This is a genomic window from Bradyrhizobium commune (assembly GCF_015624505.1).
GTDB classification, from domain to species: Bacteria; Pseudomonadota; Alphaproteobacteria; order Rhizobiales; family Xanthobacteraceae; genus Bradyrhizobium; species Bradyrhizobium commune.
Genome location: NZ_CP061379.1, coordinates 6661420 through 6682094 on the forward strand (window position 1 = coordinate 6661420; position 20675 = coordinate 6682094).

At 65.4% G+C, this 20675-nt stretch carries 22 protein-coding genes; 12 read left to right on the top strand and 10 right to left on the bottom strand.

Annotated features, from left to right (window positions below):
• Window positions 1–65 precede the first annotated feature (65 nt).
• The 4 genes from IC761_RS31175 to IC761_RS31190 all read right to left on the bottom strand — a co-directional run bounded on the left by IC761_RS31175 (window position 66) and on the right by IC761_RS31190 (window position 4556).
• Entirely contained in the window at window positions 66–338 is a 273-nt protein-coding gene (locus tag IC761_RS31175; protein ID WP_195800465.1) for a helix-turn-helix domain-containing protein, read from the bottom strand.
• A 187-nt stretch (window positions 339–525) separates the two neighbouring features.
• Window positions 526–2574 carry an elongation factor G gene (locus IC761_RS31180; protein ID WP_195800466.1) on the bottom strand — a complete coding sequence of 683 codons (2049 nt, stop codon included), beginning with the start codon at window positions 2572–2574 and terminating at the stop codon, window positions 526–528.
• A 137-nt stretch (window positions 2575–2711) separates the two neighbouring features.
• Window positions 2712–3191: a DUF992 domain-containing protein gene (locus tag IC761_RS31185; RefSeq protein WP_195800467.1), complete on the bottom strand. Its 480-nt coding sequence runs from the start codon at window positions 3189–3191 to the stop codon at window positions 2712–2714.
• 162 nt (window positions 3192–3353) lie between these two features.
• Window positions 3354–4556: a pyridoxal phosphate-dependent aminotransferase gene (locus tag IC761_RS31190; protein WP_195800468.1), complete on the bottom strand. Its 1203-nt coding sequence runs from the start codon at window positions 4554–4556 to the stop codon at window positions 3354–3356.
• Window positions 4557–5027: 471 nt separating this feature from the next.
• Here IC761_RS31190 and IC761_RS31195 point away from each other — a divergent pair, with 471 nt between their 5' ends.
• The 6 genes from IC761_RS31195 to IC761_RS31220 all read left to right on the top strand — a co-directional run bounded on the left by IC761_RS31195 (window position 5028) and on the right by IC761_RS31220 (window position 8931).
• Window positions 5028–5678, top strand: coding sequence for a glutathione S-transferase family protein (locus IC761_RS31195; protein ID WP_195800469.1), 651 nt, complete (start codon window positions 5028–5030; stop codon window positions 5676–5678).
• Window positions 5679–5833: 155 nt separating this feature from the next.
• The gene (locus tag IC761_RS31200; protein ID WP_195800470.1) at window positions 5834–6010 is read left to right on the top strand and encodes a hypothetical protein; all 177 of its coding nucleotides are present in this window, start codon (window positions 5834–5836) and stop codon (window positions 6008–6010) included.
• A gap of 78 nt (window positions 6011–6088) precedes the next feature.
• Entirely contained in the window at window positions 6089–6235 is a 147-nt protein-coding gene (locus tag IC761_RS31205) for a hypothetical protein (RefSeq protein ID WP_195800471.1), read from the top strand.
• A 149-nt stretch (window positions 6236–6384) separates the two neighbouring features.
• On the top strand, window positions 6385–7197 hold the full coding sequence (locus tag IC761_RS31210; RefSeq protein WP_195800472.1) for a PAS-domain containing protein: 813 nt from the start codon (window positions 6385–6387) through the stop codon (window positions 7195–7197).
• Window positions 7198–7269: 72 nt separating this feature from the next.
• The gene (locus IC761_RS31215) at window positions 7270–7725 is read left to right on the top strand and encodes a GNAT family N-acetyltransferase (protein WP_195800473.1); all 456 of its coding nucleotides are present in this window, start codon (window positions 7270–7272) and stop codon (window positions 7723–7725) included.
• A 264-nt stretch (window positions 7726–7989) separates the two neighbouring features.
• Entirely contained in the window at window positions 7990–8931 is a 942-nt protein-coding gene (locus IC761_RS31220) for an aldo/keto reductase (protein WP_195800474.1), read from the top strand.
• 16 nt (window positions 8932–8947) lie between these two features.
• On the opposite strand, the gene hmuQ is transcribed toward IC761_RS31220, so the two are convergent.
• The 3 genes from hmuQ to IC761_RS31235 form a co-directional block, all read right to left on the bottom strand.
• Window positions 8948–9271 carry a heme-degrading protein HmuQ gene (gene hmuQ, locus IC761_RS31225; RefSeq protein WP_008544592.1) on the bottom strand — a complete coding sequence of 108 codons (324 nt, stop codon included), beginning with the start codon at window positions 9269–9271 and terminating at the stop codon, window positions 8948–8950.
• 141 nt (window positions 9272–9412) lie between these two features.
• The gene (locus IC761_RS31230; RefSeq protein WP_195800475.1) at window positions 9413–10630 is read right to left on the bottom strand and encodes a DUF1501 domain-containing protein; all 1218 of its coding nucleotides are present in this window, start codon (window positions 10628–10630) and stop codon (window positions 9413–9415) included.
• Window positions 10631–10632: 2 nt separating this feature from the next.
• Complete coding sequence (locus tag IC761_RS31235; protein WP_195800476.1) at window positions 10633–12198, bottom strand: DUF1800 domain-containing protein; 1566 nt, start codon at window positions 12196–12198, stop codon at window positions 10633–10635.
• A gap of 114 nt (window positions 12199–12312) precedes the next feature.
• On the opposite strand from IC761_RS31235, the gene IC761_RS31240 reads away from it, so the two are divergent.
• Complete coding sequence (locus IC761_RS31240; protein ID WP_195800477.1) at window positions 12313–12510, top strand: cysteine-rich CWC family protein; 198 nt, start codon at window positions 12313–12315, stop codon at window positions 12508–12510.
• On the opposite strand, the gene IC761_RS31245 is transcribed toward IC761_RS31240, so the two are convergent.
• The 3 genes from IC761_RS31245 to IC761_RS31255 form a co-directional block, all read right to left on the bottom strand.
• On the bottom strand, window positions 12507–13205 hold the full coding sequence (locus IC761_RS31245; protein ID WP_195800478.1) for a glutathione S-transferase family protein: 699 nt from the start codon (window positions 13203–13205) through the stop codon (window positions 12507–12509). The genes IC761_RS31240 and IC761_RS31245 overlap by 4 nt on opposite strands.
• A gap of 123 nt (window positions 13206–13328) precedes the next feature.
• On the bottom strand, window positions 13329–13559 hold the full coding sequence (locus IC761_RS31250; protein ID WP_195800479.1) for a hypothetical protein: 231 nt from the start codon (window positions 13557–13559) through the stop codon (window positions 13329–13331).
• Window positions 13556–14335: a sulfite exporter TauE/SafE family protein gene (locus IC761_RS31255; RefSeq protein ID WP_195800480.1), complete on the bottom strand. Its 780-nt coding sequence runs from the start codon at window positions 14333–14335 to the stop codon at window positions 13556–13558. The genes IC761_RS31250 and IC761_RS31255 overlap by 4 nt, the downstream gene beginning before the upstream one ends.
• 162 nt (window positions 14336–14497) lie before the next feature.
• Between IC761_RS31255 and IC761_RS31260 the strand changes: the two genes are divergently transcribed.
• The 5 genes from IC761_RS31260 to uvrB all read left to right on the top strand — a co-directional run bounded on the left by IC761_RS31260 (window position 14498) and on the right by uvrB (window position 20670).
• The gene (locus IC761_RS31260) at window positions 14498–15412 is read left to right on the top strand and encodes a LysR substrate-binding domain-containing protein (protein ID WP_195800481.1); all 915 of its coding nucleotides are present in this window, start codon (window positions 14498–14500) and stop codon (window positions 15410–15412) included.
• Window positions 15413–15517: 105 nt separating this feature from the next.
• Window positions 15518–15745 (top strand): hypothetical protein, encoded by a 228-nt coding sequence (locus IC761_RS31265; RefSeq protein ID WP_195800482.1) that lies wholly within the window; start codon window positions 15518–15520, stop codon window positions 15743–15745.
• A gap of 55 nt (window positions 15746–15800) precedes the next feature.
• Complete coding sequence (locus IC761_RS31270; protein ID WP_195800483.1) at window positions 15801–16028, top strand: hypothetical protein; 228 nt, start codon at window positions 15801–15803, stop codon at window positions 16026–16028.
• Window positions 16029–16265: 237 nt separating this feature from the next.
• On the top strand, window positions 16266–17495 hold the full coding sequence (locus IC761_RS31275) for a metallophosphoesterase family protein (protein ID WP_195800484.1): 1230 nt from the start codon (window positions 16266–16268) through the stop codon (window positions 17493–17495).
• Between the two features lie 271 nt (window positions 17496–17766).
• Window positions 17767–20670 carry an excinuclease ABC subunit UvrB gene (uvrB, locus tag IC761_RS31280; protein WP_195800485.1) on the top strand — a complete coding sequence of 968 codons (2904 nt, stop codon included), beginning with the start codon at window positions 17767–17769 and terminating at the stop codon, window positions 20668–20670.
• The last annotated feature ends 5 nt before the right edge of the window (window positions 20671–20675 follow it).

Here is a 20675-nt window from a genome sequence, read left to right on the forward strand (position 1 = left end):
TCGTGCGGCATGTGCGTGCGACGATGCGCTAGTCCATCCTGATCCCGAGCACGATCAACGCCCGATCATGCCCCCACCTTGCGCGGCGGTCCCGGCTCCTTCAGTCGAACGCCGCGTCCGCCGCCGTCGCTGCGCGCCTGCTCGCCGATCAGCTCGACGCCGGCCCGATCGAACGCCTCGACCACCCTGATCAAGGTCTCGACCACGCCGCGCACATTGCCGGTCGAGGCCTCCATCCGCTGGATGGTCGGCAGCGACACGCCGGCGAGCTCGGCCAGGGTTCTCTGGTCAATGCCAAGCAGCGCACGCGCTGCCCGCATCTGGAACGACGTGATCACCGTGGCCTCACGTGTCAGATCTTATAAGTGATATCTGGTGCATGCACAATGATGTAAAATACATCATTGAAAAGCGAGTGCAAGGGCCCGACTGCCTCCGCGAGCAATAACACGTGGAGAGGGCGCGGACTTGCTTCTCCTCTCCCCGCGAAAGCGGAGAGAGGAGAGAGAGTGATGCTTTACCGGCTCACGCCGCGTCGCGATGTGCGGCGATGATCTGGTCGGCTGCGCGGCCGGTCACCTCGGCCATGTGGTCGAACTGGCGCGTAAAACTGCCGGCTCCGGCCGTGGCCGAACGCAGTTCGACGATCAGCTCGCCGATCTCGGCTTCCGGCATCATGGCGCGGACAGAGTCCCAGCCGCTCCAACCGTCGCGGGTGTCGAAGCCGAGGATCTGGCCGCGCCGCGCCGACAGGATCGCGTTGATCTTGGCGGTGGCATCGGTCGGACAGACGATCTCGACCACGTGGATCGGCTCCAGCAACACCGACTGGCATTGCGGCAGGCCTTCGTTGAGCCCGACCCGCGCCGCCGTGCGGAAGGCGAGGTCGGAGGAATCGACGCTGTGATAGGAGCCGTCGGTCAGCGTCACCTGCAAATCGGTCACGGGGAAGCCGAGCGGGCCGCGCGCGAGCCCGTCGACGACGCCCTCTTCCACCGCGCCGATGTAGTTGCGTGGCACCGCGCCGCCGACGACCTTTTCGGCGAACCTGAAGCCCTCGCCGCGCGGCAGCGGCCTGATGTCGAGCACGACGTCGCCGAACTGGCCGTGGCCGCCGGACTGCTTCTTGTGGCGGCCACGCTGGGTGATCGGCTTACGGATGGTCTCCTGATAGCCGATCGCGGGCGGATGCGAGGTGATCTTGACGCCGAAGCGATCGCGCAGGCGTTCGCTGGCGACGCGCAAATGCATCTCGCCCTGTCCCCACAGCACGGTGTCGTGGGTCTTGGCGTTCTGCACGACGACGAGCGATGGATCCTCCTCATGCAGCCGCGCCAGCGCCTGGCCGAGCTTGACGTCGTCCTTGCGGTCGGTGGCCGCAATCGAGATCGCAAGCACCGGCGGCGTCGGCTCGCTGGCTGCGAGCGCAGCGGGCGCAGTCTTGCCGCTCGAGACCGTGTCGCCAGTCGCGACAGGATCAAGCTTGGCGAGCGCCACCGTGTCGCCGGCTTCGGCCGCGGCACGCTTGGTGTCGTAGGCGCCGTTGACGGCGAGAATGCCGGAGATGCGGCTCGCGCCGCCGGAGGAGGATTGCAGCGTGGCGCCGTCATCGAGATGGCCGGCGAGCAGCCGCGTCAGCGACAGCTTTCCGCCGTGCTGCGAGTGCAGCGTCTTGAAGACGAAACCGAGCGCATCCTTGCTCTCGGGTGCGCCAAGACGTTTTGCGGTCGCGGTGATATCAGGCGCCTCGTGGCGCAGCGCCTTCATCAAACGCAGCACGCCGTTTTCGCGCGCGGCGGCGCCGAGCAGCACCGGACAGATCTGGCCTTCGCGCAATTCGCGGGCGAGATCGTCGAACACGGCATCGCGCGGCGGCTGGATGTCTTCGAGCAATTGCTCCATCAGCGCGTCGTCGTGGTCGGCAAGCTTCTCCAGCATCGAGAAGCGCGCCTCCTTCTCGCGATCGAGATTTCCGCCGTCGAGCGCGACCACCTCGCTGGCCTTGTGCTCGCGATAGACGAACGCGCGCTCGAGCGCGAGATCGACGAAGCCCTCGATCAGATCGCCCTTCCAGATCGGGATCTGGCGCAGCACCAGCGGCACGCGCGAAGCGGGCTGAAGCGTCTCCAGCGTCTCACGGATACGCTTGTTGGCGCGATCGATCTTGTTGAGGAACAGGAAGCGCGGGATCTTCAATTCCTCCAGCTCGCGCAGGATGATCTGAAGCTGGGGCAGCTTCTTCTCGTCGGCTTCGCAGACCACGATGGCGGCGTCGACCGCGGGCAGCGCGGCGCGCATGTCGTGGGCGAACTCGACGGAACCGGCACAATCCAGGAAGGTGTAGCTGTCGCCCATGAAACTCGTGGTAACGGCAGTCAGGCCAACGGTCATCTTGTGATGACGGGCCTCAGGCGTGGCGTCGCCGACGGAGGTTCCGGCATCGACGCTGCCGGCGCGCGGGATTGCGCCCGTGCGCGCCAGGATCGCTTCGAGAAGTGTGGTTTTACCGCTTTGGAAAGGGCCCACCAGCGCGATGCACCGTGGACCTCGGGGACTTCTGACGTCTTGTCCCATTCGCCGCCTCCTTGGTGTGGAGCTCGGCCCATGATTGGGTCGGCAAACGGTAATGCTCTGCCCGTCCCCGAGATTTGGCAAGCATCAAACGTCGCTGCGGTGCGTCGTCAGTTCGACTAGGTCTTAACGACCAGTTCTCAACGGCCCGGACGGAGTTCCAGACTCTCGAGGCCGGCAGCGACGTTGAGGCCGACCTGGCCCTGCACGCTCAGCGGCTGGAGTGCGATCGAATTGTTGGAGCCGCCGACCAGCACGTTGCCGCCGAGGCCGACGCCGACCGAGGCGCTGCCCTGTGCGCCGGCATAATTGCCGGAGAGATCGCCAGGGCCGAGCCGGTCGACCGGTGCGAACACGCCCCAGGCAAGCGCCGTCTCCTGGGTGATGCCGAGATCGAGGCCGACTTTGCGGATCGTCGCGACATAGCGGTCGTCGGGCACGCCATCGGCGCGCAGCACGCAACCGAGATTGGTCACCGATCCCACCACGAAGCCGATGCTGGCGCCGCCGCGGCATTCGAGCACCCCGACCCGCACCATCCGCTGCTGCGCGCTGGCGCCGGCAACCGAGGCAACGAGGCTGGCTGCGATCAGCCCGGCGAGGAGGAAGGAACGGCGCATGAAAATATCTCCGGCGATGATTGGAACGCGAGCACTGGCGGGCACTGTGCAAGCCACGCGGGAGTTCTATGCCACAAGAGTGATGGCGGTGCCAGATTTCGTGGAGCAATAAAAAGGCCCGCCTGCGAAGCGGGCCTTCTCAATTCTGAACGGCGAACGAACTTAACGAAGATTGCCGCAGAAGCGCTGGATGCGCTTGCAGGCGTCTTCGAGGTCGGAGGTCTTGGTGGCGTAGGAGATGCGGAACGCCGGGCCGAGGCCGAAGGCCGAACCCTGCACCACCGCGACGCCTTCGGTCTCGAGCAGCTCGGTGACGAACTGTTCGTCATTCGAGATCAAATTGCCCGACGGCGCCTTCCTGCCGATCGTGCCGGCGCAGGACGGATAGACGTAGAATGCGCCCTCGGGACGCGGGCACTCGATGCCGTTGGCCTGGTTGAGCATGGAGACGACGAGGTCGCGGCGCTCCTTGAACACCTTGTTGTTGGCCGGGATGAAGTCCTGCGGACCGTTCAGCGCCTCGACCGAGGCCCACTGCGCGATCGAGCACGGGTTCGAGGTCGACTGCGACTGGATGGTCGACATCGCCTTGATCAGCTGCGCCGGGCCGCCGGCATAGCCGATGCGCCAGCCGGTCATGCAATAGGCCTTCGACACGCCGTTCACGGTGAGCGTGCGATCGTAGAGGCCGGGCTCGACCTGCGCGACGGTCGTGAACTGGAAATCGTCATAGACGAGGTGCTCGTACATGTCGTCGGTCATCACCCACACATGCGGATGCTTGACCAGCACGTCGGTGAGCGCCTTCAGCTCGGCCCTGGTGTAGGCCGCACCGGTCGGGTTCGACGGCGAGCACAGGATCACCCATTTGGTCTTCGGCGTGATGGCGCGCTCGAGCGCTTCGGCCTGGAGCCTGAAGCCGGCCGCCGCGGTGCAGACCACCGGCACCGGCTCGCCGCCCGCGAGCGCCACCATCTCGGGATAGCTGACCCAATAGGGCGCCGGGATGATCACCTCGTCGCCCGGGTTGATGGTCGCCATCAGCGCGTTGTAGAGCACCTGCTTGCCGCCGGTGCCGACGATGATCTGGTTCGGCTTGTAGACGACGCCGTTCTCGCGCTGAAATTTCGCGATGATCGCTTCCTTCAGCTCGGGGATGCCGTCGACCGCGGTGTACTTGGTCTTGCCGGCTTCGATGGCGTGGATCGCCGCCAGCTTGATGTTGGCGGGCGTGTCGAAGTCGGGCTCGCCGGCACCCAGGCCGATGACGTTGCGGCCCGCCGCTTTCAGCGCGCGTGCTTTATCCGTGACCGCGATGGTCGCGGACGGCTTCACACGGTCGAGCGCAGCGGCAAGGAAGGACATCGTCATCTCCTGACAAGCGTCGTGAAGCCGTTGGCCTCACGACTCTGATTGTGGGAATGGAGCCACCCTAAAACGTGTGCCGCTGCACCGCAAGAAACTTCGGCCCGATCCCGAAAAAGTTTACGGATTTGAGCGTTTCCAGGCGCGATTTCCCGCAACAATCCGCAACTTTGCTGTCCAAATCGCTCATATCCGGCAAGGCCTGTCCTCGGAGCAATTTTGCGGCTTTGGAGTGCCGCAAAACTGACGACCAGCTGACGTTGCAAGGTGACGCATGCGCATGTTGACGCAAGCGTGATCTGATTTGCGGCGTCGCACGACAATGTTCTTCCGCCGCATTGCAATGCGGTAGAGTTTTCGAGTTTTTCTATAGGCCGGCCCTTGCGGCGGATTCGCATCGGCATCATTGTTTAGCCGCGTTGCGGGGCAACAAGCGCCGCGCCTTCCCTTCCTCGGAATCGAAATCCCGGAATGTACAAGCTCTATTCGATGCAACGCTCGGGCAACAGCTACAAGGTCCGCCTTGCGCTGGCGCTCTTGAACGTGCCCTACGAAGCCATCGAGGTGGACATTCTGCGCGGCGAGAGCAAGACGCCGGACTTCCTCGCGAAGAACCCGTCGGGCCAGGTGCCGCTGCTCGAGGTCGGCGACAACCGCTATCTCGCCGAGTCCAACGCGATCCTGTGGTTCGTCGCGGTCGGCACGCCGCTTGCGCCGGAGAATCGCATCGATCGCGCCGAGGCGTTGCAATGGATGTTCTTCGAGCAGCACGCGCTCGAGCCGAACATCGGCGCGGCCTATTTCTGGCTGTCGCTGGTCAAGGGCGGGCGCGACCTCCAGACCCACGCGCTGGAGGACTGGATGGAGCGCGGCTATGGCGCACTCCAGGTGATGGAGAACCACCTCAAGGCCAATTCCTACTTCGCCGCGCGCCAGCTCACGGTCGCCGACATCGCGCTCTACGGCTACACCCATGTCGCCGACCGTTGCGACTTCGACCTCCAGGCGTTCCCGGCGATCCGGGACTGGTTGAAGCGCGTCGAGGCGGCGCCCGGCTTCGTGGCGATGGACTGGCGCCCCGCCGACGTCGACGACCCCGCCAGCATCGCGGCGGGTGCCTGAAAACCGGTGCAGCGTCAAGAAATAGCGGGGATCGCGTTAACTTTTGCCGCAATCCCGCCATTTTCGGCGCGATAGCCGCCGCAATATTGCCAGTTGAAATTGTGAGATTGTTCGGCGTCGCGGGTGATTCGCTCGCACGTTGAAGGATTTAGACCATGATTCGGGCGTCCGGCACGGTCGGCTTTCAGGGCCGTCCCGCTATTGCCGCCTCTTCCCGGTTGACCCAGGCCGTGGCGGCCTCGCTCGCCATCGCGGCGCTGTCACTCTGTCTGATCGTCACCCTCACGGTGCTGACGACCAAGGCGACCATGGCGATGGGTCTGCCGGTCTGATCCCCGTCTCATCCTGGACCAGCCCTTCAAAGCGCGCCCTGTGAGCACCCGCGCCAACAGGCATGCGGCAGGACAGCCATGAAGTCACCGGTGGTACTCGTTGCAATTACGCTGACCGCGGCCATCCTGGTCGCGGCCTCGCTGTTGATCCTGACCGGCACACGCAAGCCGTTCGGCACCTCGACGTGGATTGCGCCGATGCGTGTCGTCCGCAATATCGCGTGATGCCGGCTCATTTGGCCTAAAATCATCCGAAAGCTTTGCCTCTGACGGCAGGCACGCCTTAAGCACCGCGCGCGAAATCACAGCACGATCGCGCAACGATCGGTCAGTCTTGCGCTGTTAGCTCTTTCAGGAAGGAGCGAGGCAGGGCCATGCGGTTTGGATGGCAAGCCATTGCCGGTCCGGCGCTGACGGCAGCGACCGCGCTGCTGGCGATCCCGCTCGACCGTCACGCGCCCGCCCTCGCGCTTGCGCCGCTGTTCGTCTGCATCGTCGCGCTCGCCGGCTCGCTGTCCGGATTTGCGTCCGCGCTTGGCAGCGCCACCATCGCCGCGATCGGAACGGGGCTGCTCGCGCTCAGTCATCGTACCGCGCCTGGCCTCGCCGCAGCGGATCTCATGCAGCTCGGCCTGCTGGCGGTCACGGCCGGCGCCACCGCCGCGATCACCGGCCTGATGCGCGAGCGCCTGCTCGACGCCTTCGCCGCCGAGCGGCGCAACCACGCCACGGCCGCGCGCCTGTCCGCCGCGCTCGACCAAGTCGATATCGGCATCGTGCTGCTCGACGCCGAGACCCGCGCCGAATTCATCAACCGCGCATTTCGCGACTATTTTGCGCTGCCCGACGAGAAGGCCGATGACAGGCCGCCCTTCATTGCGCTGATGTATCACGGCCGCGACACCGGCGCGTTCGAACTGCCGGAGGACGAGTTGGGCGCCTTCATCGCGCAGCGCATCGAGATGGTGCGGATCGGGGATGCGACGCCGATCAACATCAATTTGCGCAATGGCGAGGTGCTGCGCTTCGTCTGCACGGCACTGCCCGACGGCGGCCGCATGCTGAGCTACACACCGGTGACCGATCTCGTGCGCCACACCGATGCACCCGCGCGCGCCGACTACTACCGCTCGCTGCGCGATCCCACCGGCCGCAAGCTGATCCGGTATCTTCGCGTCGCGGAGTGATGCAACAGCACGATTGATCGGTGCGCCCTTCATCACGTATGAAGGACGCCTCAGAGATCGCGGAATTTCCAGATGTCACTCACCATTCGCGCCGTCACGCGGCAGGACTACGATCAATGGCTGCCGCTGTGGGACGGCTACAACGCCTTCTACGGCCGCGCCGGTGCGACCGCGCTCGCACCCGAGATCACGCGGGTGACGTGGCAGCGCTTCTTCGATGCCTACGAGCCGGTGCACGCGCTGGTCGCCGACAGCGACGGCCGGCTGCTTGGTCTCACGCACTATCTGTTTCATCGCAGCACCACCGCGATCGAGCCATCCTGTTACTTGCAGGATCTGTTCACGCTCGAGGCCGCGCGCGGAAAAGGCGTCGCCTCGGCGTTGATCTACGGCGTCTATGAGCGCGCCAAGCTCGCAGGGTGCCCGCGCGTCTATTGGCAGACGCATGAAACCAACGTCACCGCGCAGAGCCTGTACGACAAGGTCGCGGAACGCTCCGGCTTCATCGTCTATCGCAAGATCTTCTGATTTTTGCAGGGCCGGGGCGCCCTGTGGATAACTTACCTGTCACCCGCGCGTAACACTTATGGACTAGGTTGCGCCTGCGTCTGATCAGGCCCCCCGTCACCGATCAAGCGCCCCAAAGCGGTCCCCGTCAGTCGCCGCGTCTAACGGGGGCCGCGTTTTTTTGTCCGCAGTTTCTTTGAGCATGGCAGCAACGCAGGCTGGCTGCTTGCCGCTGCATGACACCGCGGTCAAAATGGATCCTGTTTTTTTCTGACAGGATCTTCCATGGAAATTCGCAATCTCGGCGGTTCCGGCCTGCGCGTGTCCGCGGTCGGCATCGGCTGCAACAATTTCGGCCAGCGCACGGATCTCGAGACCTCGCGCAGGGTGATCCACCGCGCGCTCGATCTTGGCGTCACGCTGTTCGACACCGCCGACATCTATTCCAACATGGGCGGCTCGGAAAACGTGCTTGGTGCGGTGCTGGGCGATCGCCGCAAGGACATCGTGCTCGCGACGAAATACTCCAAGCCGATGGCGGAGGACGGAACCAAGCAGGGCGCCTCGCGCCGCTACATCATGGAGGCGGTGGAGGCGAGCCTGAAGCGGCTGAAGACCGATTACATCGATCTCTACCAGCAGCACGACTACGATCCGCTGACGCCGATCGAGGAAAGCTTGCGCGCGCTCGACGATCTCGTCCGCCAGGGCAAGGTCCGCTACATCGGCAATTCGAACTTCCCGGCCTGGCGGGTCGCAGAGGCAGAGTACGTCGCACGCGCGATGAATGTCAGCCGCTTCGTCTCGTGCCAGGACGAGTACTCCCTCGTCGTGCGCGACATCGAGAAGGACCTGCTGCCGGCAGCAACGGAATACAAGCTTGGACTGCTGCCGTTCTTCCCGCTCGCAAGCGGGCTTCTGACCGGCAAATACAGAAAGGGCGAGACCGCGCCTGACGACACCCGCTTCGGCAAGGTGGCGCGGCTGCGCGATCGCTACGTCACGCCGCGCAACGAGGACATCGTCGAGAAGCTCGAGGCCTTCGCGCAGACGCGCGGGCACAGCATGCTCGAGCTCGCTTTCTCCTGGCTTGCCGGCCGCCCGCAGGTCTCCAGCGTCATCGCCGGCGCCACTCGCGTCGAGCAGGTCGAGCAGAACGTCAAGGCGATCGCCTGGAAGCTCAGCGTGGACGATCTGGCCGAGATCGACAGGATCACGTTGGGCTGATGCTTGCGGCGCGGCGCTACTTGGCGCCGCGTCCGACCGTCTGCATCACCTCAAAGCCCTCGAACTGGGGATGGCCGAGATAAAGCGGCTTGTTGTCGCCGGCTTTGTGATGCGCGGCGCGAAACGCCTCTGATTTCGTCCAGGCCTCGAACGCCGCGTGGTTCGCCCACACGGTGTGCGAGGCATACAGCGTGTGATCCTCGAGCTCCGGCCCGCGCAGCAGATGGAATTCGACGAAACCCGGCACCTTGTCGAGGTGGGTGTCGCGCGAGAGCCAGACCTGCTCGAAAGCAGCCTCAGAGCCCTTGGCGACGCGGAAGCGGTTCATGGCGATATACATGCGGGCGGTCTCCTGATGTTCGGCTCATCATGTCGTCATTCCGGGACGCGCCGCAAGGCGAGGGCCAGGAATCCATTTTGCTATTGAGCCCGGTGAGAAATGGATTCCGGGCTCGCGCTACGCGCGCCCCGGAATGACGGTTTAAGTCACCAGCCCCTTCATCGGACGCGCGGCGGCGCTGTCCGGGAAGACGGTCCGGGCCAGCACCTGATCCGATAGGCCGAACTGGTCTTGCAGTACGCCCTTGATCACGGAGCGCAAATCTGTGGTGGGCTTGAGGTCGCGCCCTTCATAGAGATTGGCAGGCTTGAGGCCGGGCCAGTCGGAGATGACGCGGCCGCCTTTCACCGCGCCGCCGGCGAGCAGCGCGATGGTGCCGGTGCCGTGATCGGTGCCGTCGGTGCCGTTGATGCGCGCGGTGCGGCCGAACTCGGTGGCGACGACGACGGCGGTGTTGCGCCAGCGATCGCCAAGGCCGCTCTCGAATTCGGCGATCGCGCCGTCGAGACCGCCGAGCAGGAAGGCGAGACGCCCGACCGGGCCGCCTTCATTGGCGTGCGTGTCCCAACCGTCGAAGGCGAGTGCGGCGATGCGCGGGCCATCGTCGGCGGCCATCAGCTTGGCGGCGCCGCGCGCGACTTGTCGCATCTGTGCAACCTGATTGCCCGGCTTCGGCTTCATGTCGTCGCCGCTCGCGGCCTTCTCCAACTGGAGGCCTTGTGACAGCGCCGAGGCCAACGCGGGATCGCGGTGGCGGTAGAGATCGACCAGCCGCATCGCGGTGTCGTCGTCGGCCTGCGGCAGTGCGACCGGCGCCCAGCCGACGGTCGGCGCCGCGCCGCGCAGTACCAGCGGCGTGGTCGGGCCGACCGCAAGTCCGCTCGACACGCGCTCGCCGCGCGGCAGCGCTTCGAGCGCGCGGTTGAGCCAGCCGGACTGCACGCGGCCCGGCCCGGCGTAACCGCTTTCGAGCACATCCTGGCCGTCGAAATGCGAGCGGTCGCGATAGGGTGTCGCAACCGCATGGATCACCGCGGCATGATTGTCGCGATACATGCGGGCGAATTCCGGCATCGACGGATGCAGCGCAAAAAAACTATCGAGCATCAGCGCGGGATGCGCGCCATCCGCCGTCAGCGCGATCGAGCCGTGCAGGCCGGCATAGTCGGGATCGCCGACCGGCGCGACGGTGGAGAGCCCGTCCAGCGCGCCGCGCAGGATCACGACGATGAGACGCGGATCGCGCCCGTCGGCCGCGCGGGCGAATTTCGGTAAATAGGCCCAGGCCGCGAAGGAGGCACCGCCAAGCAGAAGGCCGCGGCGCGAGGTGAGGAGCCGGTTCTCGACGCAGTCGATCATCATCATCTCCTCTGGATTTCAGGCGACATCAGCAGCAGCGCCAAGGCCTGCTGGCGCGATTCCGCGCGCTCGATGGTCCGTCGCGTTTCGACCGACGCCGCATCGGCTGCGGCAAATTCAAGGAGGTCGAGCGGATCGATGTTGTTGCCGAGCCGCGCGCCCATCTGGGAGGCGATGTCGAGCCGCAGCTTGATGCCTTCGGGCGCGGCCCAGGCGGCGCTGGTGTCGGGAAAGCCGTTGGGTCCGGCCGGCGACCACAAGGGCTGGCCGAGCAAATTGAGATTGCCGAGATAGCCGCCCGGGTCCTCAGGCACGCGCGCGAGCAGCCGTCCGCTCGCGACCAGGAAATCGTAGGGTGAGCGCATCTTGGTCAGCGGCGCCTGCCACGCTTCGTTGGAATCGACCAGCGCCGTTGCGAACGCCTTCAGATCGCCGTCGGTCTTGACGAAGACGTCGCGCAGCCGCGCGACCAGGGTCGGCGGCGGGTCGTCGGCGACGAAGTGGCGGACGAATTTGGTGGCGATGAAATTCGCGGTCGAGGGATGACGCGCGATGTCGGCGAGCGCGGCCTCGCCCTGCGCGAGGCCCGTCGCCTCGTAGGTCTTGCCGAGCAGCACTTGTGCCCCCGGCTGGTGCGCATTGGCGTTGAACGCGAAGGAGCCGGGCACTCCGAGCTGTCCTTGCCGCCCGGCAAAGGTCCAGCCCGTGATGATGCGCGCCAGCGAGGTGACGTCCTCCTGCGTGTAGCCGCCGCCGACGCCGAGCGTATGCAGCTCCATGATCTCGCGGGCGAGATTTTCGTTCAGCCCGCGCTTGCGGTTCTGCCCGGCGCGCGAATCCGGCCCCAGCGATTGCTGGTTGTCGAGGAAGAACAGCATCGCCGGATGCTGCTCGACCGCCTTCAGCATCTCGGCGAAGCGCCCGAGCACGTGCGGCCGGATCGCCTCGCGCTCGAACGCGCCGGCCCACATCCGCGCCAGCTCGCCCTTGTTGGCGGAGATGCAGAAATGATTGGACCAGAACACGACGAGGCGCTCGGTGAAGCCGCAATCGACCAGGGTGGCGCGCTGCAACCGCGCCAGCGCCTCGGCGCGAAACGTTTTCTGGATCACGTTGAGCGGTTGCGGTGACGGCTTTGCAGCGGGCGGCGCAGCCGCGTTGGGCTGCATGGTGTCGGGCTTCGCTGCGCCGTCCGCCGGCTTCGCCTCGGCCATCTGGCCGGCGATCTCGGTCATCACCGTGTTGAGCGAGAGATTGCGACGCAATGTGTTGTCGGGCTTGGGGGCAGCCGGCGGCGGCGCTGACGGCGCCTCGGCCGGCGTGGCGGCTTTGGCCGCTTCGCGCGCCTGCTTGACCTGGTCCTGATAGGCGAAGGCGGCCTGGCCAAGCTGCGGCGTCGATTGCAGGCCCGGCGCCTCCAGCAGCACGCCGAAAGGGCGCGCCAATTCCGCCTTCACAAAGCCGCGCGGATCGGAGGCCGCGTTGATGAGATCGCCGGATGCGCCGCCGCGGGCACCGAAGCCGAAACGGTTCAGCGCAACGAGGGCGGCTTGCGAATCGCGGGCCATCGATTTGTCCTCCGCGCGTTGCCAGCCGCTTCCCTGGTCTGTGCGCGACGCCTAATATAGCGTAGCGGGAGATGAACCCGACATGAAAATGACGGCGAAGCTTTTGCGTAAATCATGACAAATCCGAAAGAATTCTCGTTGCAGGAGCCGCAGCCCCGCCGTCTCGCCTGTTCCCGCTGCGGCACCGAGTTCGGCTGCGATCCCTCGGGCAATTGCTGGTGCGCGGAGGAGACGGCAAAGCTGCCGATGCCGGTCAAGCGCGAGGACTGCCTGTGCCGGGAGTGTTTGCGCAAGGCGGCGGCTACAGCCTAAACCGCATGCCCCGGCGATCTGCGCGCCATGCCGTCGAACGCGTCGAGCAGCTTGTCACGCCACGCATAGACCGGATCATCCGCCTCCAGCAGCTTGAACGGGCTGGTCACGCGCGCCCATTGAAAGCCGCCGAACACGATGTAGTCCGCGTAGTTCGGCGCCTTGCCGCCGATGAAGGGCTGCGTCTTGAACGTCTGCCGCATCACCTCGAGCGATTTGCGGAATGCGGCCACGCCCGTGTCGCGGCCCGCCATGACGTCTTCCAGACTCTTGCCGCCGAAGCGAGCCTCGCGCGATGTGCGGAAATAGTCGGCATCGACCTCGGCGAGATGCTTCGGGATGTCGGCGATGATCAGCGGAAAGATGCCGCCGACGATGGCGATGTCGCCCCAGGCGTTGAGCATGCGCGCCATGGCCCGGCCGCCCTCGCCGCCGAACAGCGACGGGCGGTCGGGGAAATTGTCCTCGAGATAATTCGCGATCGCCCAGGAATCGACCACCGGCCTGTCGTGATGCAACAGCACCGGCACCTTCTCCGAGCCATGCGGCGCGATCGTGCTCTTCTCGGTGAACCGCCAGGGCAGCGATTCCGCCGACAGTCCCTTATGCGCCAGCGCCATCCGCGTGCGCCAGCAATACGGGCTGAAGGGGCGCGCGGCGTCGGTGCCGACGAGTTCGTAGAGCTTGAGTGACATGGAAGGTGGCCTCCACATGCTCCGTCATTGCGAGGAGCCCTTGCGACGAAGCAATCCAGACTGCCTCCGCGGGCGCATTCTGGATTGCTTCGCTGACGCTCGCAATGACGATGTGGTGAGGCGTCACCGCCCGTTCGTGCGCAGCAGCCTTTCGCCGTCTTCCGTCACCGCGATGATCAGGCCAATGCCTGCAATCGTCTCGCGCGCGACATAGCCGCGGTCGGCGGCATCCTCCCAGATGGTGAGGCGCGGGCACGAGGTCTTCCAGGTCGAGATCACCTCGGCATAGGTGCGCGGCTCGCGCGCGATCCATTCGACGAAGTCCAGCACCAGCGGGTCGGCGCGACAGCTCATTGCAAACCTCCCTTGGCAAAGGCGGCCAATACTGGCGTGCGAACCAGCAGCCAGCCGCCATAGGCGATGTAGTAGCAGGCGACGGTGGTGATCAGCTTGTTCGACCAGGCGATGAATTGCTGGTCGGTCATGGCTTCGAGCAGCCGCCGCGCCAGCGTGGTGCCGAGCATCGAGGCTGCGATCGCGACGCCGGCCAGCACCGGATCGAGCGTGGCGGCCTGGTCGATCACGCCGCCGAAATAGATCAGCTTGGTGAAATGGCTGACGAGCTGGCACATCGCCTTGGTCGCCACTTTCTCGCGCCGGCCGAAATCGCCGCCAAGGAAGAAGGTGTCGAGCAGCGGACCGGAGACGCCGGTCATCAGCATCAGGCCCATGCAGATCGTGCCGTAGACGCTGCCCTGCCAGAGTCTATCAGGGTCGGGCTTGATATTCGAAGGCAGCAGCCGCGCCATGAACGGCGTGGCCCCCAGCAGCAACAGCGCCATCGGCTTGTCCGGCACGTAGCGGGTCAGCGACCAGGCCGCCAGCGCGATGGCAGCGCCGACCATATAATTCGCGACCGGCCGCCAGCGGATATGCGCGCGCCACAGCAAAGCGCGCCAGCCGTTCGACGCCATCTGCGTGATCGCGTGCAGCACCATCGCGGTCGGCAGCGGCATCAGCGCCAGCAGCACGCCGATCAGGATCAGCCCGCCCGCCATGCCGAACAGCCCCGACAGGAAGGCGGTGGCGACCATCAGCAATCCGAGGGCAGCGATCATGATGGGCGTCAAAGGTTTCTCCTGGAGTGGCACGTTGAATAAGGAGCGCACGCTGCGTGCACTCCCTCGCCCTACCGTTGTGGGGAGAGGCGAAAGAGAGCGTGCCTCGCTTGCCCCGCTTGCGCAAACTGAGTTATCTTGGCCTGGCATCAGCTTTCCTGAGGGTCCTTGCTTTTGCGGCGGCTGCTCTTTCTCAACGGCATCAAGGCATTCGAGGCGGCGGCGCGGACCGGCAGCTTTGCCTCCGCCGGCGTCGAGCTGAACGTTTCGGCCGCTGCCGTCAGCCGCATGGTGCATCTCTTGGAAGAGCGGCTCGGCGTCGCGCTGTTCGAGCGCAAGGCCAACAAGCTCGTGCTGACGCAGGCCGGCCGCGCCTATCAGAGCGGGCTGACGCCGATCTTCGATGCGCTGGCAAGCCTCACCGCGCAGGTGACGGCGCCGTCAAGCGTCCGCGTGCTCACCATCGGCGTCGGCCACACCTTTGCGATGCGCTGGCTGATCCCGCGGCTGTCGGAGTTTCGCAGCGAGGAGCCGGACATCGAGGTGCGCTTCACCACCGGCGGCGCCGAGGCGCCGTTCGGCGAGGACTGGAGCTGCGGCATCAAGCTTGGCACCGGCGACTGGCCCGGCCTCGTCGCCGAGCCGCTGTTCGCCGGCGATCTGACCCCGGTCTGCGTGCCGCGCCTCGCCAACGGCCTGAAGCGTCCGGCCGACCTCAAAGGCCCCGGCCTGATCCGCGTCACGCATTCGCCGGAGGACTGGCCGATCTGGCTCAAGGCCGCCGGCCTGACGCGCATCAACGCGCGCGGGCCGGAGTTCCAGTTCTACGGCCAGGCGCTCCAGGCCGCCGCCGACGGGCTCGGCATCGCCATGGGGATCCGGCCCTATATCGACGACGATCTTGCCGCCGGCCGGCTGGTGGCGCCGTTCGACCTGTCGGTGCCCAAGGGCATGCGCTGGTACCTGCTCTATCGCAGCTTCCAGACCGAGCAGCGCGATTTCGCCGCGTTCCGCCGCTGGATCATGCGCACCGCTGCGGAACCCGCGACCCGGCCGCGACGGCTCGGACGCGCCGCCGGACGAGGGTGATCACCCTTCCGGGTGAAAAAGCTGGTCGCTTGTGAACGGCTTCACATACCGAAATCCACAAACGTGGTCCTCTAACCCTCCGACAAGAGCATTTGGGGACTACCAATGACGACCCTTTACGACGGTTTTGACATCGAATCCTTCGAAGCTGGCAAGGGACTGTGGCACGCCCGGATCCGCCGCGCCGATTTCAGCCCGGTGGCCATCGACGGCGTGCTGTTCCCGGCCATGGAGGTCGGCTTCGCCTGGCCCGATCCCGACGCCGCGATCGCCGACGCCAAGCATCACATCGACCGCTTCCGCCGGCGCGCCGAAGACAGCGACGACGAATAAGCGAGCCCGACTGCAAGCAGATCGAAGACAGCGCGGCGTAACAGGGGAACCGGTCATGTCCATCATCGACATCGAAGACGCACCGCGGCCGCGGATCTACGCTCGCAATGTGTTGTCGAGATGCCCGGAATGCGACAGCGATCTCGCGGTGCTCCGCGTGATCAGCGGTCGCGCGGGATGCGAGTACTGGACCATGCGCTGCACCGATTGCGGCGGCATCCATCTCGACATCCTCGAGCCGCGCGTGACGGCCGAGGACGACGGGCCGCTTCCGGCGGCGTGACGTTCCCGGCCTGCCGCGGAAGCCGGGCAGACAGCCTCCCGGGAAAATCATGCAATCGTCTTCTTAAGGTTGCAATCACCCAATAGCGTTGTGGTTTCCCAGACAGGAGGCCGTCCAATGGCTAGAGGTGCTCATACCCATCTTCCTGATCCCATCTTTCACGAACCTGTTTTCGGCGAGACCGAGAAGCTTCCGGACCCCAACGGTTTCTCCACATCGCACCCGAGTGATTCGAAGTTGTACGGGCAGATCCAGGATCTGCTGACCAAAGACGTTGTCGCGATTCCACCTTCGCGGGTCGCCGACAACGCCGTGGTTCCGCTTTCGGACGCCTATGGAAACCACGGGCCGCAGGTCATCAAGCTGATCGAGGATGCCGGCAAGATCATCTTTCATGCCCTCGGCGATTCCGGTGCTTCCGACGTCCGCAAATTTGCCAATGAGCTGCATGTCGCCGACCAGGTGACGCTCGACGCCGCGTCGTCGACGGGAGGCAACCGGCCCGCATTCCTGTTCCATCTCGGCGACGTCGTCTACAATTTCGGCGAGGCGCAGTACTATTACGACCAGTTCTACGAGCCATTCCGAAACTATCCCGCGCCGATCTTCGCGATCCCCGGCAATCACGATTCCTTCGTCGTGCCGGGCACGAAGGAAGGGCACGAGCCGCTGACGACGTTCCAGCGCAATTTCTGCGCCAAGGACCGCATCATCACGCAGGAGGCCGGCTCGCTGCACCGGACTGCCATGATCCAGCCCGGGGTCTATTTCGCGCTGGACGCGCCCTTCGTCAGGATCATCGGCCTGTTCAGCAACGCGCTCGAGGATCCCGGCGTGATCTCGAACCAGGATGGCAAATGGTCCGAAGTCTCCGACGCCCAGATCAAGTTCCTGCACGCCCAGCTCAAGAAGATCAAGGATGAGAAATACAATGGTGCGGTTCTGATCGCCACGCATCACCCGCCCTTCAGCTACGCGCCGCACGACAGCGGAGGCGGCACCGGCGGCAATCACGGCTCGAGCACCGTGATGCTCCAGCAGATCGACAATGTCTGCCGCGCCGAAGGCGTCTGTCCGCATGCCTTCCTGTCGGCGCATGCCCACAATTACCAGCGCTACACCCGTGTCATCGAATTCGGCGGCAAGGAGATCGACGTGCCGTTCATCGTGTGCGGTGACGGCGGTCACAACGTCAATCCGCTGGTGCGCGCCGCGCACGGCCACCCGGCGCAGGAACCGAATGCCGGTTCCGACGTCGGCTATCTCGAAGGCAAGCACAAGCCGGCCTGGGCCAAGCAGCTGCTGCTGGAGAAATATGACGACCAGAATTACGGCTATCTGCGCATCCATGTCGACAAAGAGGAGCTCAAGATCGGCTTCCACCAGGTCGGCGTGCGGACGCTGGCGCAATCGCGTTATGACATGGTGACGGTGAACCTCGCCGATCATGCGATGGTGGCGAACTGAGCGGCGGCATCGGCACTGGGCTCCCTATCCCGCTTGCGGGGGAGGGCTGGGGTGGGGGTATCTCCGCGTCGGGATCGTCAGGGATTGCGCGGAATGTCCCTGCGTGGCGAGAGCCCTCACCCGCCGCGCTCTGAGAGCGCGTCGGCCTCTCCCGCAAGCGGGAGAGGCGGAACAAGCCCAGCGCATCCTGCTGCCAACCTGCTGTCAGCAGCCTGACTTGCGACGGGCATTCGCCCTTTCCCGAGCGGCGGACTCGTCCCATATTCGGGGCATGGCGAAGAAACCTGCTCCCCCAAAATCCCCGACATCCAAGGCACCTCACTCGAAGGCGCATCGGCCCGATGTGCAGCCGATCGGGCCGGCGCTGGCCGAATTGCTCAATCCCGCGATCAATCGCGGCGATGCCGGGCTTGGGTCGGGCACCGGCCTCCAGCCGCCGCCGGACAATTCGCGCGACCGCCGCGCCGGCGGCGAGGCCGCCGCACACCGCGCGCGGGCGTCAACGCCGAAGGACTTTCCCGCCGACCGTCCCGCCGGGCTGGAGGAGGCGCCACAGGCCAACTACGGAACCGCGGCCACGATCCCGACGCTCGATCCGGAGCTGGCGCGACAGCTCGGCCTTCCCACCGAGGAGGACGATGCCGAGGCGCTGGCGCGACCGCCGCGCTCCAAGATGGAGGCACTCGGCGTCAAGGCCACGGCCGACGCGCTGGAATCCTTGATCCGCGAGGGCCGGCCGGAGTTCCGCAAGGACGACGGCTCCCTGAAAGTGTGGACGCCACACCGGCCGCCGCGCCCGGAAAAGTCCGAAGGCGGCGTCCGCTTCGAGATCAAGTCGGAATACGAGCCGCGCGGCGACCAGCCGACCGCGATCAAGGAACTGGTCGAGGGCATCGAACGCAACGATCGTTCGCAGGTGCTGCTCGGGGTCACCGGCTCCGGCAAGACCTACACCATGGCCAAGGTGATCGAGGCGACGCAGCGCCCCGCCATCATCCTGGCGCCGAACAAGACGCTGGCCGCCCAGCTCTATGGCGAGTTCAAGAGCTTTTTTCCGGACAACGCGGTCGAATATTTCGTCAGCTATTACGACTACTATCAGCCGGAAGCCTATGTTCCGCGCACGGACACGTACATCGAGAAGGACTCCTCGATCAACGAGCAGATCGACCGCATGCGCCATTCGGCGACGCGCGCGCTGCTTGAGCGCGACGACGTCATCATCGTCGCCTCGGTGTCCTGCATCTACGGTATCGGCTCGGTCGAGACCTACACCGCGATGACCTTCGCGCTGAAGAAGGGCGAGCGCATCGATCAGCGCCAGCTCATCGCCGACCTCGTCGCGCTCCAGTACAAGCGGACGCAAGCCGATTTCACCCGCGGCACGTTTCGCGTGCGCGGCGACGTCATCGACATTTTTCCGGCGCACTATGAGGACCGCGCCTGGCGCGTGAATCTGTTCGGCGACACCATCGAGACCATCGAGGAGTTCGATCCGCTCACCGGCCACAAGCAGGACGAGCTCGAATTCATCAAGATGTACGCCAATTCGCACTATGTGACGCCGCGCCCGACGCTGGTGCAGGCGATCAAGTCGATCAAGTCGGAACTGAAGATGCGGCTCGACCAGCTCCACGACCAGGGGCGCCTGCTGGAGGCGCAACGGCTGGAGCAGCGCACCACCTTCGATCTCGAGATGATGGAGGCGACCGGAAGCTGCGCCGGCATCGAGAATTATTCGCGCTATCTCACCGGGCGCCTGCCCGGCGAACCGCCGCCGACGCTGTTCGAATATGTCCCCGACAACGCCTTGGTGTTCGCCGACGAAAGCCACGTCACCGTGCCGCAGATCGGCGGCATGTTCCGCGGCGACTTCCGCCGCAAGGCAACGCTGGCGGAATACGGCTTCCGTCTGCCGTCCTGCATGGACAACCGCCCGCTCCGGTTCGAGGAATGGGACATGATGCGGCCGCAGACGGTCGCGGTGTCGGCGACGCCGAGCGGCTGGGAGCTGAACGAGAGCGGCGGCGTGTTCGTCGAGCAGGTCATTCGCCCGACCGGCTTGATCGATCCGCCCGTCGATATTCGCCCTGCCCGGACGCAGGTGGATGATCTGGTCGGCGAGGTGCGCGCGACCGCCCAAGCCGGCTATCGTTCGCTGATCACGGTTCTCACAAAACGCATGGCGGAGGATCTCACCGAATATCTGCACGAGCAGGGCATTCGCGTCCGCTACATGCACTCCGATATCGACACCATCGAGCGCATCGAGATCATCCGCGATTTGCGCCTCGGCGCCTTCGACGCGCTGGTCGGCATCAATTTGCTGCGCGAAGGCCTCGACATTCCCGAATGCGCGCTGGTCGCGATTCTCGATGCCGACAAGGAAGGCTTTCTGCGCAGCGAGACCTCGCTGATCCAGACCATCGGCCGCGCCGCGCGCAATGTCGACGGCAAGGTGATCCTCTATGCCGACCAGATGACGGGATCGATGGAGCGCGCGATTGCCGAGACCAACCGCCGCCGCGAAAAGCAGGTCGAGTACAACACCGCCAACGGCATCACGCCGGCGAGCGTGAAGAAGAACATCGGCGACATCCTCAACTCCGTCTACGAGCGCGACCACGTGCTGGTCGAGGTCGGCGGCCACGACATGACCGACGACGTCATCTCGATCGGCCACAATTTTGAGGCCGTGCTCGCCGATCTCGAAACAAGGATGCGCGAAGCCGCCGCCGATTTGAACTTCGAGGAAGCCGCCCGGCTCCGCGACGAAGTCAAGCGCCTGCGCGCGACCGAGCTCGCCGTGGTCGACGACCCCACCGTCAAGCAGCGCGCCGTCGCCGGCAAGGCCGGCGCCTATGCGGGCACGAAGAAGTATGGCGACGCCGCGAATTTGCCGGTCAGCGCGATGAAGAGAAAGACCGTGGGCTCCGCGCTGAAAGCCAGCGGCGGAAGCAGCGGCTCGAAGGTCCACAAGCCGCATCTCGACGAGATGCACGGCCCGGAATCCTTACCTTACCGCGAGAGCCCGAGCCTGCCGTCAAAACCGTTCGGCAGCACCAGCCGGATCATCCAGCCAACGGACTCGCGGCAGTCCGGGCCGGAGTTCGGGCCGGCGCCGAAGTCGACGGGCGGGATGCCGGGGCGACGGGGTGGGTGGAAGAAGAGGTAGGGCGG